This window comes from Kribbella sp. NPDC003505 (assembly GCF_040610875.1).
GTDB lineage: Bacteria > Actinomycetota > Actinomycetes > Propionibacteriales > Kribbellaceae > Kribbella.
On sequence record NZ_JBEXNA010000003.1, the window covers coordinates 31968 to 47294 of the forward strand.

Sequence of the window (15327 nt, forward strand, 5' to 3'; positions counted from 1 at the left end):
TATGCCGCTGGTCAACCCCGACGGCCTGCCGGACCTGATCCCCGGCAACCTCGACTACGTCGAGTCCAACGGCCGCAACCTGTCCGACGTCGGGCAGTTCATCACCGACACCGGCGCCGCGGTCAGCCAAGCGTTCTGGCGGTTGCAGGGTGTGTACGTCGCTCCCGAGGCGTACCAGCTGATGACGACGATCAACCCGGCGTACAACGAATGCGCCCGCGTCGGGAACGCGATCAAGGACGCCGGCAACGCGCTGCAGTGCTATGTCCGCGAGGTCCGTCCGCTGCACGAGCGGCTCGAACGCACCAAGCGCGAGGCGTACACATTCCTCGAGGTCATCGACCGGGAGGTCACGTCCGAGGGCGAGGACTGGAACGACCACGAGAACATCATCGCGGACAACAACCGGCTCGCCGAGACGATGAGCAACCTCGTCCTCGAGATCCTCGGCTGCCAGGTCCGCTGGGCCAACAAGATCGAGGCGATCTACGGCGGCGCCGGCTGGAACCCGGAGACGATGGACCGGAACTGGCAGCCGGGGATGCCGTACCGGCCCAGCCCGAAGGTGATCTCGAAGACGGACGAGCCGGTGTACCCGCCGTGGGGCGGGTACGAGGAGTGGGACAAGCCGTGGATCATGGACGTCGGCGATTTCGCCGTCGACGTCGTGGACTCGCTGACCGTGATGAGCGGCCTCCAGTGGTTGCTGCGGGAGAAGTTCCACGTCAGGTCGATGTTCGGTCACGAAACGGCCGACATGTACACGACGTTCGACGCATGGGGTGAGGCGGCGACGGACTTCGTCGCGCTGATCCACGCCATTCCCGGTGTCGGCGACGCGATGGACATGGTCACGCCGGACGGCTTCGGCGAGGATCTGGACGCCCGCTTCGACGCGCAGATCGACGACATCCGCGAGGACTGGGACTCCGGCAACCAGGTCCGCGCGGTCGCCGGCGTGCTCGGCTTCGTCCCCGGCCTCGGCAAACTCGCCACCATCGCCACCAAGACCGGCCGCTTCGCCGGCCTCGCCGGCAAGGTCCCCACCATCGGCAAGATCGCCGACGCCGCCGGCGCCTACCTGGGATTCAAGGCCGAGATCCGCGCCTCGGTCATCCGCGGCGCCACCAGACTCCCGGTCCTGGGCAACGTCCTGAAAGGCATCTCGCACATCCCCATCCTCGGCGAAACAGTCCGCATCCACCGCGGCGTCCCCCTCGGCAAAACCCCCGAAATCCCTGAAGCCGAACTCCCCGACCCCCACACCCCGACCCAACCTCACGAACCCCCCGCCCACTCCGGCGTCCCGGGCCAGCCGGCGGATCCCCGCAAACCGGCAGACCCAGGCCGCGTGGCCGTCCCCGGCGAGCCGGTAGACCCGGGCCGCCCGGCCGTGCCGAGCCATCCGGTCGATCCGCGCCGGCCCGTGGACCCCGGGCGCTCGGTCGTGCCCGGTCGTCCCAGCGTTCCAGGCGAGCCGGTAGACCCCGGACACCCGGTGGATCCACGCCGGCCGGTGGACCCCGGCCGCACAGTCGTCCCGGGCCACCCGGTCGATCCCGGCCGCTCGATGGGCCGGGTGGACCCGGGCGGCGTCAACCCCGGCGACGGGCGTGGCCACGACCGCAGCGGCGTACCTGAGCCGAACACCACAGACCGCGGCCGCCACCAGCACGAGGCCGGCTCCACCGACAAGCCGACCGTCACTACCCCCAACTCTCACCACACCCGCAACGAACCCGACGGCCACCAAGAACAGCAAGGCCGCCAAGAACAACAAGGCAAGCGCGAACCACAGCGCCGGCGCGACCCCGCAGACCCACGCGAGCCGGCGGACCGGCATGATCCGGCAGACCGGCGCGACCCGCAGGAACGGCGCGAGCCGGCGGACAGGCATGAGCCGCAGGGTCGCAACGAACCGCGGCGGCGAGGTGAGCCGGACATGCCCGGCGGACGCGAGCAGGCCGGTCGCGACCGCACCCCGGAACCGATCGTCAACCCGACTCAGGTCCCCGCTGGCACGCCCGACCCCCGAGGCACCAACACCCACCCCGGCGATGGCACGCGGCCCTCGAACAAGCGACCCGACCCCGACCACGCCGGAACGCCGGACCGCCTCAAACCCCCCAACCCGCGCGACCCCGAACACGATCCGAACGACGACCGCGACCGTACGACGGACGACCACGGCGGCGAGCGCGACCGTACGAAAGACGGCGGCGGGGACCGTGACCGTACGAAGGGCGGTCGGGATGGAGGGCGTGCGAGCGGGGAGCACGATCGTGGTGCTGCTCGGTATCCGGAGCCCGCGCCGTTCGTACCGGGCCATGCAGCGCCTGGCGCCGACACCGGCCACCTGGCTCGCGCCGCACAGAGCGGCTCGCGTGACGGTGTACCCGAGCGGAACACCGGTGATGGTGTGCCGGCGAAGGCGATTGGGTTCATCGGGGCGCGGGTTCGGCGGTTCTACTCGCAGCCGGGGGCCCGGATCGAGCTGCTTGATCGGGGTAGCGAGCGGTACGGAATGTTTGCCGGACAGGCACGCGCCGAGCTGAACACGCCTGACCTGAAGAACCGGGCGCGCAAGGGCCGCGAGTATCTGGCGGAGGCGCTCGACGGCTCGCACCGGTACGCCGTGGTCGCCAGTGTGGGCGACCGGATCGCCTCCGCGATCTCGCTCGACGTACGCCGGGGTGAGCTGCAACTCAACAAACTCGGCAGCACCGCCGGTGTACCCGGCGCCGCGACGGCGGTCGAGCACTTCATCGCGCGGTACGCCGCGGAGAACGGCGGTCTCCCCGTGACGTCGGAGATGCCGCTCGACGACGCGCTTGAGTTCCACCACAACATCGGGCGCCGTACCGATCGACTACCCGGCAGCGGTCTGTCCGAGTGGTCGGCGCCCGACGTGCAGCAGATCGCCAAGCAGACCGAGTCGCTGTTCGACCACAACACATCGGCCCTGGTACGCCGGGACTTCGCGGATCTGCACGCTGCGCGCGTCGCAGGCTCGCCGTCCGGGATCGACCCGGGCGCCACGGCGGGCAGGCTGGTGCGGGAGGCCGACAGATTCCGCGAAGACGGCGGACGTGTCGAGGTCGTCGAGAACGACACCGGGGCCGACACGCACGTCGACCTCGGGGACGGCCAAGGCGTCACGGTGCCGGCGAAGGGGCGGTCGTTCGTCTCGTACGACGGCCGCGGTCGCCCGGCGTCGGTGCTGTCGATCCGGGACACGCCAACGCACGTACAGATCGAAGAACTCCGCCTCGGCGGGGCACCGACGCCCGGCTCGGTCGAGTCCGGCGTGCGCGAGCTGGTACGGCACGCATCCCGCAGCGGCCGCGACATCCGCGGACGGCTGACGGGCGACGCGCGGACGACGTTCGACCGGTCACTCGGTCTCGAGCACGGCCGTACGCCGGCCCCGGGCCTGCCGTCCCATGCGACAACCGAGATCTTCCACCATCTGCCCGAAGGCGAACGCCCGCCCGTACACAGGGTCGAACCCGACGGCACGCTCCACCGCGCCGGCGAGTCGAGTGCCGCGGGTGCCGCGGCGGCCGGCCACGCGGGTGCGGCCGAGACGCCAGGCCGTGACGGGCCGAGTGGTAGCGATGGCGGTCGGCACGAGAGCGGAGGTGACCTGAGCGGTTCGGCCGACCGCGCTCCACAGGGCAACGCGGAGCGTGCGGCGCGGCCGGAGGCGCGCGGGCGTTCGGGGCTTGCGGGGGAGCGGTCGGCGCATCGCGACGGTGCAGGGCGTGGTGAGGACGGCGGGGACCTGGGGGAGATCGGGCGGAGGCTGCTGGGGGAGGACGACCCTGGTCGGCGGGGTGCCGAGACGCCGGGTGGTGATCGGCGGGAGGACCGGGGCGGTGACCAGCGGGGTGGGGTCGGTCGGGGAGATCCCGATATCAGTCGGGCTGCCAAATGGCGGCCGGGGGACGAGAAGCTGATCGAGTCCGTGCGGTCGGATCGGCAGCGGACGGGGGGTCCTGGGGAGTATCGGCCGGCGGTTCGGCCGGTGTTGTGGGAGAGCACGGATCCGGACGGGAGCAAGCTGCAGCGGTTGCGGGACTCGCTGCCGGACGACCGGATAGAGGGCGTCGACGACTGGGCGGACAAGCTGGACGGTGGATCGGTCGAGGAGCTCGCGACGCGGACCGGTTGTGCTGAACGGTTCCGGGCGTTTGCGGAGGTCCTGCAGGGCGGGGAGCCGCGAGTTGCCCCGGGCAACGCGTTCGGCACCGGTGAAGGGCGCGCGGAGATGTGGGAGTGGCTCGGCGGCCGGCCCGGGGACCGCAGGCACGATCCGCGGCTGGGCACGCCGGAGGCGTTCACGTCCCAGGTCTACAGCCAGCTGGAGCGGTCGCTGCGCGGTAGCCCGCCGGGGACAGTGGTGTACCTCGGCGTGGACTGGCACGGGGGCAGTGGGCACGCGTTCGGTGCGTTCGTCGACCGACGCGGAGGGCTGCGCTGGTGGGACGGCAACCGGCGGCTGTACGACGAGCACGCGCCGGTCACCGGCACGTGGCCGCCGTCGACGCAGCCGCTCCGCTGGCTCGAGGTGGCGATGCGGCGACCCGGCGAGCGGTGGCTGACACCCGGCCGGGACGGGCGCTGGGGGGAACTCGGCAAGCTGCCGGACGAGTCGCACCTGATCGACTACCGGTACCCGCGGACCGAGCGCCCGGCGACCCCCGGAACCACCCGACAGGCCGGCGAACCTTCCGAGCCGCCGCATCCTGGTACGGCGGGAAGCTCGCCGGACGGGAACGTCGAGCGGATGGGCCGCAACGAGATCCGGAGTACGCCGGAAGGTGCGGCGGTGCGGGTCACGGTTCGGGAGGCAGTCGGGCCGGATGTGCGCGGGCGGCACCTGCCGTGGCCCGCGGTGGATCGCCTGGTGCCGCGCGACGCGACCGTGAACGCGTCCGCCTGGCAGCGGATGGGCGACGAGTGGGACCGGTGGATCGGGACTGGTCACGAGGTGCGGGCCGAGCTCCAGCCGTCGCTGCCCGGCGACGGAGCGGGCAAGCTCACGGTGCGGTACGAGGTGGTCGACCCGCGGACCGGCCGGACGCTCTGGGACGGCGGACGCGGCGTCTTCGACCACACCGGCGGTGCTGTCCTGCGTCACCCCGACGGCCGCCTGGAGACCTTCGGGCCCACCGGTACGCCGGCACACGCCCCACTACCCGACCCGCACACCGCATCCACCGAGTCAGCCCCGCACCACACATCCGAACCGGCACCCCACAATCCGTTGCCACCGGCAACTCGTGCCGAGGTGCCGGTGGTACATCGGGGGAACGGGCGGCGGGTCGGCTTCGGGGAGGTGTTTCCGGAACTGCTGGAGGTGAATCCGGATCGGCCGGGGTTGCCGCCGCGGCGGGCGTGGATGAACTGTGAAGGGTCGGTGATCGCGGCCGAGCTGACCTTGCGCGGGCAGCCGGCGTCGGCGGTGCTGGTTGATCCGTTGGAGCTGGACGGTAGCCAGCGGGTGCGGATGGCGCAGCGGGTCGGTCTGCCGTACGCGACGTTCCGCGAGGTCGGTGACTTCGGCGAGATCGCGCGGGAGATCGCCGCGGCCGGCGACGGAGCCCGCGGGCTGGTCTGCGGGTATCGCTCCTTCCTCGGGATCCCGACGTCGGGACACGTCTTCATGGTCGTCAACCGGCACGGCCGCGTGTACTACGTCGACCCGCAACAGCGCGGCTGGGCCCGGCTGGAACGGTTCAGCGGCGGGCTCGAGCTCCTGCGGACGAACTACGGAAGCAACGAAGGACAGCAGGCATGAAACTGACTGAGGCGAGGACGGCGGCGGCTGTGTTCCTGCGCAGCATCGAGCACACCGGCGAACCGCTCCGACTGGCCGGCGACGACCAGCACGTGGCCGACGTCGGCTGGGCGTGGGTGTTCGCGTGGTCGACGGCGCAGTGGTTCGAGACGGGTGCGGGCCGGCCGCCGGTCGGTGGCGGCCCGATTGTGGTGGTGAAGTCGACTCGCGACACCTGGATGCTCGACAGCGCGACGCCGTACGACGACCAGCTGTCCGCGTACGCCGCCGAGCACGGACTCGAGCACACGACGTCGGTGGAGGCAGCGGATCCCGCGGCAACCCTGGCCGCCTGGCTGACCACGCAATTGGCGAGGCCGGTGACCGTCGCCGAGCTGGCGACCTGGCGTTGTCGCGAGATCGGTGACTGGTGGTTGTTCGAGATGCCGGGGCTGACCGACACGATGTTCCTGGTCCGCGACGCCGTGGTGTACGAGTTCCACCCGAGTCGCCGGTCCGTCGACGAGGCGCTGGCCGCGGCCGGCGGGGCGGGATGACGCGGCGTGCCCCGGGAGTACAACCACCAGGTCATCGAGTCGGTCAGCGTACGGCGACAGCGGCTGCGGGACGCGATGCTGTTCGGCGCCGAGCGGGCCCGGCACAGTCTGGACGAGGGCGTCGGCAAGTTGTTCGCCAGTGTCGCGCTGGCGGCGGTGATCTGCGCGGGCTGCGTCGGCTGGTCGTTCATCGATCGCGAGCTGGCCAAGGAGAAACAGCAACAGAACCAGCCCACCCAGACGACAAGCCCAACAACAAGCCCAACAACAACCCCGACCACGAATCACAGCACGAAGCCGACCAAGACCCCGACATCGCGCTGACCGCGCACACCTCACACCAGAAGGGAGATCCCCGTGTTAGTGCACCGCCCGGCGCGGAGCACCCGGCATCTCGGCGAGCAGCCGCCGAAGGTGATCGAGGCACCGCCGACGCTCGGCCAGGCCGGCGGTGGCGGGCCGATGCAGGCCTTGTTGCCGATCACCGGCGTCCTCGGCTCGGTCGGCATGATGGCGGTGACGCGGAGCACCCTGTTCATGGTGGTGGGCGCGGCGATGCTGGTCGCCACGCTGGCCGGCGTCCTCGGCTCGGCGATGTCGCAGCGCGGTCGCGCCGGCCGGGACCGGCGCAAGCAGCGCGAGCGGTACCTGGACTATCTGGAGCGGCTGCGTGAGGAGTTCGCGAAGACCGAGCGGACGGTGCGGTCGGAGGCCGGCGTCCTGGACCCGCCGAGTGACGCGTTGGTCGATTGCGCACGCGACCCGGCGCGGCTGTGGGAACGCCGGCGGACCGACTCGGACTTCCTGCGGGTGCGTTGCGGGACCGGCCGGATACCGGTCGGGTCGGCCACGGTCACGCAGCACCCCGGCGCGGCGATGGATCCGCCCGATCCGTTCATGATGGCGGAAGCACAAGCCGTCGTACGCCGCTTCGCGCTGATGCCGGAGATGCCGCTCACGGTGCCGCTGGACCAGGCGGGCAACGTCAGCGTGGTCGGCGATCGCGACGGCGTGGTGACCGTGGCACGGTCGTTGCTGCTGCAGTCCGCGGTGTTCCACGCGCCGGAGGACGTCGAACTCGCGGCATGCTTTCCGCCGGCGGCGATGAAGGACTGGGACTGGCTGAACTGGTTGCCGCACGTCCTCGACCCGGAACGTCAGGACGGCCCGCACCCGTTCCGCCGGATCGCTCCTTCGCCGCAAGCCCTCGCCGGTTTGATCGCGGACGATCTGGCCGAGCGGGCGAAGTGGGCGAGCGAAGCACGGCGCGGTTCGATCGGGGAACAGGACACCCGCCGGCTCACCCAGCGCCTGCTGGTCCTGCACGACACCTACGGGCAGGTCAGCACGGAGGTCCAGGCGCCGGGTGACGCCCAGGAGATCCTCGGCCTGACGGTGCTGCATCTGGTCGCCGACCGGACCCAGGAACCCAGCAACGTATCGGTGCGGATCTGCGTGCAAGGCGACGAAGTAGTGGTCGAGGACCTCCGCGGCCCCGAACCGCTGGTCGCTACCGGTCAGCCCGACCGGACGGCGACCGCCACGGCGGAGGGCGTGGCCCGGATGCTGGCGCCGCTGCGGCTGTCGAAGGAGTCCGCGGAGGAAGACGCGTACACGTCCGACGTCGACGTGATGGGCATGCTCGGCATCGACGACCCCGGCACGCTCGACCGGGCGACGATGTGGTCGGGCCGGAGCGAGCGGAACTTCCTGCGGGTCCCGATCGGCCTGGACCAGGCCGGCAGCGCGGTGATGCTGGACCTGAAGGAGTCGGCCCAGCTCGGCATGGGCCCGCACGGTCTGTGTGTCGGCGCGACCGGTTCGGGAAAGTCCGAGCTGCTGCGCACGCTCGTCCTCGGGCTGCTCGCCACGCACACCCCGGACGACCTGGCAATGGTGCTGATCGACTACAAGGGCGGCGCGACGTTCGCCCCGTTCGACGGCGTACCGCACATCGCGGGCATCATCACCAACCTCGTCGACGACCCGACCATGACCGAGCGGGCGTACGCGAGCCTGGCCGGTGAGGTGCAGCGCCGCCAGCGGGTACTGCGGGATGCCGGGAACGTCGCGAACATCACCGACTACCGGCTGCTCCGTCGGCAACGGCCCGAACTGGAGCCGTTGCCGCACCTGTTCGTGATCATCGACGAGTTCGGCGAACTGCTCACCGTACGGCCCGACTTCATCGACCTCTTCTTGTCGATCGGCCGGATCGGGCGGTCGATCGGCGTCCATCTGCTGTTGTCCAGTCAGCGGATCGAGAGCGGCCAGCTGCGCGGGCTGGACACCTACCTGTCGTACCGCCTGGGGCTGCGGACCTTCTCCGAGGACGAGAGCCGTTCAGTGCTGGACACCACGGACGCTTTCCACCTGCCGCCGCTGCCGGGGTTCGGCTACCTCAAGGTGGACGTATCGGTGTACCAGCGGTTCAAGGCGGCGTACGTGTCCGGCCCGTACGCCGGCCGGATCACGCGCGAGCCGGAGACACCGGCCCAGGTGGTCCGCCCGTACCTGCTGACGCCGTACCAGCAAGACCTCAAGACACTCACACCGGCCGCTGAGGAAGACAAGGCGACCGACCGCACAGCAGGGCCGACGGTGCTGGACATGTTCGTCAGCCAGATCAAGCCGGTCGCCAAGCGAGTCGCGCAGATCTGGCTGCCGCCACTGCCCGCTGTCTGCACGCTCGACCAGCTCGCGGGCGATCCGCGACCGGGGCCGCGAGGCCTGCAGTTCCCGGTCGGGCCGCCGCAGCTGGCGCCGCCGATCGGGGTGCTCGACGACCCGCGCCGGCAGCGGCAGGAGGTGTTCCGGCTCGACCTGACCGCGGCCGGCGGGCACTGCGCGCTGATCGGCGGGCCGCAGTCGGGCAAGACCACCACGATCCGGACCATCGTCACCGCGCTCGCGCACAGCCATACGCCGGCCGAGGTCGCGATCTACGGTCTCGACCTGGCCGGCGGCGGTCTGCAGCCGTTGCGCGACCTGCCGCACGTCGGCGGGATCGCGATCCGCACCGACCGGAACCGGCTGCGGCGCACGCTGGAGGAGGTCCGCGGGATGATCGACCACCGCGAGCGGGTGTTCCGCGATCGCGGGATCGACACCATGGAGACGCTGCGCGAGCTCCACGGCGCGGGCCAGGTGCCGGAGCTGCCGTGCGCGGACGTCGTGCTGCTGGTCGACAACTTCGGCGCGATCCGCACCCAGTTCGACGAGATCGACGAGCCGATCGCGGACATCCTGCAGCGCGGCAGCGGGTACGGCGTCCATGTCGTCGCGGCGATGCTGCGCTGGAACGACGTACGGATGCAGCTGCAGTCGCTGTTCGGCACGGTGCTCGAGCTGCGGTTGAACGATCCGTCCGACTCGATGATCGACACGCGGCTGCAGGGCACGCTGCGGAGCGCGCGGCCGGGCCGGATGCTCACCCCGCAGGGCAAGCTGTTCGCGCAGGTCGCCCTGCCGCGGGTCGACGGCCGCACCGATGACGCGCACCTCAGCCAGGTGCTGGAGTCGCAGTCGGTCGCGATCAGGTCCGCGTGGAGCGGCGCGCTCGCGCCACAGGTCAGGGTGCTGCCGTTCCAGGTGGGTCGGCGCGCGCTGCCGAGCTCGGTGACCGAGCCGGAGCGGGTGCCGATCGGGCTGGACGAGGCCGGTCTGGCGCCGGTGCTGCTCGACCTGTCCGGCGACGACGGAAGCTTGGTTGCCTTCGGCGACAACGAGTGCGGCAAGACGAATCTGCTCCGGCTGGTGATGCAACAGCTCGCCGACCGGTACACCGCGTCCTCGGAGCTGGTGTTCGGGGTGATGGACCCGCGACGGTCGCTGCTCGACGTGGTGAAGTCGCTGCCCGAGGACTACATCGGCGGTCACGCAACCACCGTCCGGCAGGCCGCCGGCCTGGCGAGCGCGATCGCGGCAGAGCTGGAACGCCGCTTGCCGGACGAATCCGGTACGTCGGCGCCGGGGCCGCGGATCGTCGTGGTGGTCGACGACTACGACCTGCTCACCACCGGCGGACAGTCGCCGCTGGAACCGTTCCTGCCGTACGTCGCGTCCGGCCGCGATCTCGACCTGCACTTCGTCGTCGCCCGGCGTGCCTCGGGGGCGTCCCGGTCGATGTACGAACCGTTCCTGCAGTCGGTGCTCGAGTCCGGTTCAGCCGGCCTGGTGATGGCCGGGGACCCGAGTGAGGGACAGATCTTCACGGGCGCCCGGCCCGGCAGCTACCCGGCCGGCCGGGGCCTGTTCGTCCGGCGCGGTGATGGTCCGGTGCTGATCCAGACCGCCCTCGCCGACGGTACCGGCCCGCTGGGACACCGCGGAGAAGGAGGCACTTCATGACGTACGACGTGGTGGCGTTGCTGGAGCGGATGCCGTCCGACGAGGACGCGCTGGCGGCGCTGGCGGCGACCGGCACCGAGCACCGGGTCCGGGCGGTGTCGGGCGGTGTGGTGATCCAGCTCTGCGACGAGGACGACATGCCGCTGGTGTCGATCGATGCCCCGATGTACATCCAGGCGCCGGGTGAGCCGCTGCGGCTGTTCGGATCCGCGTACGCCGACGTACCGGTGCCGATGTGGTGGGTGGAGATCCGCGCCGCCACGCGCGACGGCTGCTCGCAGCTGGCCTGGCGGTACGCCGAGGAACTGGTCGATCGCGCCGGCGGCCGCATCTGGGCGCCGCCGCCGGCTGCCGGAAAGGGAGCTGCCGGAAAGGGAGCCGCCGGAATGGGAGCCGCTGATGCCTAACGCACTGGACTACAGCCCGGGTGTCGACCTGATCACCGAGGACGTGGCGGTGATGATGCAGGACCGGCCGGTGGTCGGCCTGTCCGCCTGGCTGCTCGACGCGGCGGCTGCCGCCCAGCGCGAGGGCCGCGGCATCCAGGTGGTGACACCGGCAGGCGTCCGGCTTAGCTATCCGGCACGGACCCGGCTGTTCTCGGCCCGCAACGCCTTGTGGGTGGTGAAGGCGCCCAGCGGCGACGAGATGTACGACGGCCTGACGGGTCTCAAGCTCGAGTGGAACGGGCGGAAGTTCGCACCGCTCGGACGTCGTGAGGTGGGGGACGCCTGGACCACCGGCCTCGACCACCTGGACGTCCGGGCGAACCTCCAGATCCTCGCCCGGGTCCGTTATCCCTCGTTGGACAGCACCCTCGTCGGCCGGGCCACCGAGCTGCTGTTCACCGAACTGACCGGCGCGCCACCGGCGGGCTGGGGGACCGAGGAACCGGTGAATCGCCCCTGGAACGCCGACGCCCGCGCCGCCTTGACCGCGTACTGCCATCGCCGGTCGCCGCGGCCGTCCTTGCTGACCGTGGTCGGCGCGCACGCCGAGGGAGTCCGGCCCGCGACCGCTTCGGCGGTGATCAACAGCCGGCCCGCGGGCGTCGAGGAGACCGTCATGCTCGCGATGGCCCAGCCGGGCCTGGAACCGCCCGATCCGCAGGTGATCCGGGACGCGATCGCACGCCTGGCCGCGGAGGTCGAGCTGGTCGCGGTGCTGGTGACGGCGGCGGGCGCCGCGCCCGACACCACGTCGTACCCGCGGTTCACCGGATTCCCCGGGCCGATCGGGCTCGCACTCGGCCCACAGGAAGCCCCGATCGACCAGCCGGTCACGCCGGTGCCGATCGGTCCGGCCTCGCGCCCCGCCGCGTGGTACCCGATCGGCGACGGCACCCGCGTGCCGGACTGGGAACGACTCGGCGTCCTGTTGCGCGACGCCGTCTCCGGCACGACCAGAAGAGGATGAGGTCAATGGGTACGACGTACAGCAGGGTGACCGTGATCGGCCGGCGGCGGCGGATGGACGCCGTACTGCCGGCCGACGAGCCCCTCGGCAAGCTGCTGCCGGACCTGATGCAGATGCTCGACGAGCCGGTGGAGCGGTGGCCGAGGCGCAGGTTCCTGACCACGGTCACCGGTGAGCAGGTCGCACCGGAGTACAGCCTGGCGAGCGCTCGGCTCGACGACGGCGCGGTGCTCAGGCTGGCCGCCGAGGGGGAGTTGCCGCCGGCGCCGACGGTGTACGACATCACCGAGGAGGCGGTCGACGACCTGGAACGGCGAGGGACCGCGTTCCAGCCCCGGCACCGCCGGGCGCTCGCCGGTGCCGCGCTGGTGCTCAGCGTGCTGGCGGGCGCGATCGCCCTGGTCAGCCGGTCGGAATCCGACCTGGCGCTGTTTCTTCTCCTGGTGGTCACCACGCTGACCGGCTTCGTCGGCGTGGTGCTCGGGCGCTACCAGCGACCGGTGGTCGGCGTCCCGCTGTTGGCGATCGCCACCGGCACGCTGGCGATCGGCCTGGCGGTATGGGCGTTCGCGGCCGGCTGGTCGACGCCTTTGGCGCTGGCGTCCGGCGCGGTCGGCGTGGGAATCGGCGCCTTGCTGTTCGCCGGCGCAGGACTGTCTCGCGGCGGGGTCCTCGGCGGCCTGGTGACGATCGCGTTCGCGGTGCTGTGGATCGGCGGTGTGCAACTCGGCGCCGACGCGGACCGGGTCGCCGTCCTCGTCGGTGGGTTGTCCGTGCTGGTGCTCGGGCTGCTGCCGCGGATCGGCCTGGCGATGTCGGGCCTGACCGGGCTCGACGACCGGCGCGCTCAGGGTGGCGAGGTGCAGCGCACCGACGTCCAGGCGGCGATCAACGCGGCGCACCTCGGCATCGCCTTGGCGACCGTCCCGGTCGCGATCTCGTCGGTGGCGGTCGCGGTGCTCTTGCTGCGCACCTGGAACGGCTGGTCGATCAGCATCGCGGTGCTGCTGGCTTTCCTGCTGGCGTCCCTGGCGCGGCTCTACCCGCTGCTGACGGAGGTCGCGGTGCTGTGTGCGGCGGCGCTCGGCATCATGCTGGTGCTCACCTTCGAGCTGTCCAGCAAGGAGACCGGAGGCGCGCTGATCGCCGTCGGGCTGCTGGTCGTGGTCGGCATGGTCGCCGCCTTCGGGATGCGCCCGGAGTCGCCGCAGCACGTCCAGGCCCGGGCCTCCCAGCTGCTCGACGCGGTGGAGGTGGCCGCGATGATCGCGTTCGTACCGCTCGCGTTCGGTGTCTTCGACGTCTACGCCAAGCTCGTGGGTGTCGCCTAATACGGTGTCCTGTCGGCGACGACCTGCTCAGTGCCGTGTGGGGACCGGAGGTCCACCGGCTGGCCATCGACGCGTCGGCGCTGACGACGTTCGAGCTCACCGTCCGGAAGACCGGCTAGAGGTCGGTGAACCCGAGCGACGCGGAGCCCGTGAAGGTCGCCGTGGGCGTGTCCATGACGTCGAGCTCGAGGACGACGAGGGTGTTCGTACCCTGCGCCAGCAGCGGCGCCGGTACGTAGAGCGTCTCCTGGGGGCCGCGGCGCCAGTACCGGCCGAGGCAGAAGCCGTTGACCCAGGCGAGACCCTTGCCCCAGGCATCGGTTCGCAGGAACAGGTCGGACTCGCCGTCGGTCTCGAACGTCGCGCGCCACGCGGTCGGCCCGAGGCCGAGCGCGGACGGTGTCGGGCCGGCGGAGTCCCACAGCCGCGGAAGGTTGTCGAGGTCGATCACGCACGCCGACCAGCCGGTGAGCTCGTCGGCGCCCAGGCGTACCGGGCCGATCAGCCCCTTCGGCTCACCGATCCGCGGTCCGTAGTTGACCCGGCCCTGGTCCTCGACGACGAGCTCGAGCCGGCCGCGCGTGTGCGGGAGCATGATCGCCCGCTCGTGCCGTTCCCGTTCCAGGACGCCGACCGGCGCACCGTCGAGGAACACCTGGACACGGTCGCGGACCTCGCCGAACGTCAGCAACGCCGGCCCGCCGCCGCGGAGCTCGGTGCGGAAGATCGCCAGCCGCGCCTCGAGGTCGTCGAGCGTGGGCAGCGCGACGTGCTCGGACCAGGTGCCGCCGCAGCCCTGCAGGAGCCCGATCGGATCGGCCAGCGCGACGCCGAACTCGCGGGCCGGCGGCCGGATCGCCGGCAGCTCGTCCGGTACCGGGGCGTACCGCGAGATCACCTCGCGGAACGCGTGGTACTTCTCGGTCGGGTTCCCGGCCTCGTCGAGCGGTGCGTCGTAGTCGTACGACGTCACGGTCGCGCGGTACACGCCCTTGTCGTTGGCCCCGCTCGTCAGCCCGAAGTTCGTGCCTCCGTGGAACATGTAGATGTTCACCGACGCCCCGGCCGCGAGCAGCGCATCCAGCTCCGCCGCAGCCTCGGCCGCCGACGTCGTGTGATGGCGTCCGCCCCAGTAGTCGAACCAGCCGTCCCAGAACTCCATGCACATCAGCGGCCCGGTCGGCTGGTGCTTGCGCAGCGCCTGCAGCCGCGACGGAACCCGCGACCCGAACGACGCGGTCCGCAGTACGCCGTCCAGTCCGCCGGCGGCGAGCATCGCGTCGGTCGGCTGGTCCACGGTGACGAGCGGAACGGTCGTGCCCGCGCCCCGGATGACCTCGGCCACGGCCTTCAAGTAGGTCTGGTCGTCGCCGAAGGCGCCGTACTCGTTCTCCACCTGGACGAGCAGCACCGGGCCGCCCCGGTCGATCTGCAGCGGGCCGACGATCTCCAGCACGTCCTGCAGGTACTGCGTGACCGCGGACATGAAGCCCGGCTCGTACCGGCGGACGCCGACACTACTGTCCCGGAAGAGCCATGCCGGGAGCCCGCCGTTGTCCAGCTCGGCGCAGATGTACGGTCCCGGCCGCACGATCGCGTACAGCCCGGCGGCCGCGACTTCGCGGAGGAAGCGCCCGAGGTCGAGCAGTCCGGAGGTGTCGAAGACGCCCGGCCGCGGGCTGTGCAGGTTCCAGGGGACGTAGGTCTCGATGGTGTTGAGTCCCATCAGCCGGGCCTTCTCGATCCGGTCGGCCCAGCTGTCCGGATGGATCCGGAAGTAGTGCAGCGCACCGGAAATGATCTGGAAGGGCCGGCCGTCCAGGAGGAAGTCGGCCTCACCGATGGCGAAGTCAGGCATGGGTTCTCATCTCTTGTCGAGCCGTGCTGGTGA

The 15327-nt window shown here is 71.3% G+C and carries 8 protein-coding genes; 7 read left to right on the forward strand and 1 reads right to left on the reverse strand.

Going from position 1 to position 15327, the window contains the following annotated elements; all coding sequences use genetic code 11:
- The first annotated feature begins 1 nt into the window (after window position 1).
- From ABZX12_RS09245 to ABZX12_RS09275, 7 genes are read left to right on the forward strand one after another with little or no spacing between them, the layout of a single operon-like run.
- The gene (locus ABZX12_RS09245; protein ID WP_355691394.1) at window positions 2-5803 is read left to right on the forward strand and encodes a toxin glutamine deamidase domain-containing protein; all 5802 of its coding nucleotides are present in this window, start codon (window positions 2-4) and stop codon (window positions 5801-5803) included.
- Window positions 5800-6339 (forward strand): YrhB domain-containing protein, encoded by a 540-nt coding sequence (locus ABZX12_RS09250; protein ID WP_355691396.1) that lies wholly within the window; start codon window positions 5800-5802, stop codon window positions 6337-6339. Before ABZX12_RS09245 ends, ABZX12_RS09250 begins: the two co-directional genes overlap by 4 nt.
- A gap of 6 nt (window positions 6340-6345) precedes the next feature.
- Window positions 6346-6663, forward strand: a complete 318-nt coding sequence (locus tag ABZX12_RS09255; RefSeq protein ID WP_355691398.1) for a hypothetical protein — start codon at window positions 6346-6348, stop codon at window positions 6661-6663.
- A gap of 33 nt (window positions 6664-6696) precedes the next feature.
- Window positions 6697-10689 carry a type VII secretion protein EccCa gene (eccCa, locus tag ABZX12_RS09260; protein ID WP_355691400.1) on the forward strand — a complete coding sequence of 1331 codons (3993 nt, stop codon included), beginning with the start codon at window positions 6697-6699 and terminating at the stop codon, window positions 10687-10689.
- Window positions 10686-11096, forward strand: coding sequence for a hypothetical protein (locus tag ABZX12_RS09265; protein ID WP_355691402.1), 411 nt, complete (start codon window positions 10686-10688; stop codon window positions 11094-11096). Before eccCa ends, ABZX12_RS09265 begins: the two co-directional genes overlap by 4 nt.
- Window positions 11089-12105: a DUF6177 family protein gene (locus tag ABZX12_RS09270; protein ID WP_355691403.1), complete on the forward strand. Its 1017-nt coding sequence runs from the start codon at window positions 11089-11091 to the stop codon at window positions 12103-12105. Before ABZX12_RS09265 ends, ABZX12_RS09270 begins: the two co-directional genes overlap by 8 nt.
- Before the next feature lie 5 nt (window positions 12106-12110).
- Window positions 12111-13436 carry an EsaB/YukD family protein gene (locus tag ABZX12_RS09275; RefSeq protein WP_355691405.1) on the forward strand — a complete coding sequence of 442 codons (1326 nt, stop codon included), beginning with the start codon at window positions 12111-12113 and terminating at the stop codon, window positions 13434-13436.
- A 115-nt stretch (window positions 13437-13551) separates the two neighbouring features.
- On the opposite strand, the gene ABZX12_RS09280 is transcribed toward ABZX12_RS09275, so the two are convergent.
- Entirely contained in the window at window positions 13552-15294 is a 1743-nt protein-coding gene (locus tag ABZX12_RS09280; RefSeq protein WP_355691407.1) for a beta-galactosidase, read from the reverse strand.
- Window positions 15295-15327: the final 33 nt, after the last annotated feature.

Coding starts and splice junctions, on each gene's coding strand:
- ABZX12_RS09245 (WP_355691394.1), top strand. CDS start 2: ATGCCGCTGGTCAACCCCGACGGCCTGCCGGACCTGATCCCCGGCAAC.
- ABZX12_RS09250 (WP_355691396.1), top strand. CDS start 5,800: ATGAAACTGACTGAGGCGAGGACGGCGGCGGCTGTGTTCCTGCGCAGC.
- ABZX12_RS09265 (WP_355691402.1), top strand. CDS start 10,686: ATGACGTACGACGTGGTGGCGTTGCTGGAGCGGATGCCGTCCGACGAG.
- ABZX12_RS09270 (WP_355691403.1), top strand. CDS start 11,089: ATGCCTAACGCACTGGACTACAGCCCGGGTGTCGACCTGATCACCGAG.
- ABZX12_RS09275 (WP_355691405.1), top strand. CDS start 12,111: ATGGGTACGACGTACAGCAGGGTGACCGTGATCGGCCGGCGGCGGCGG.
- ABZX12_RS09280 (WP_355691407.1), bottom strand. CDS start 15,294: ATGCCTGACTTCGCCATCGGTGAGGCCGACTTCCTCCTGGACGGCCGG.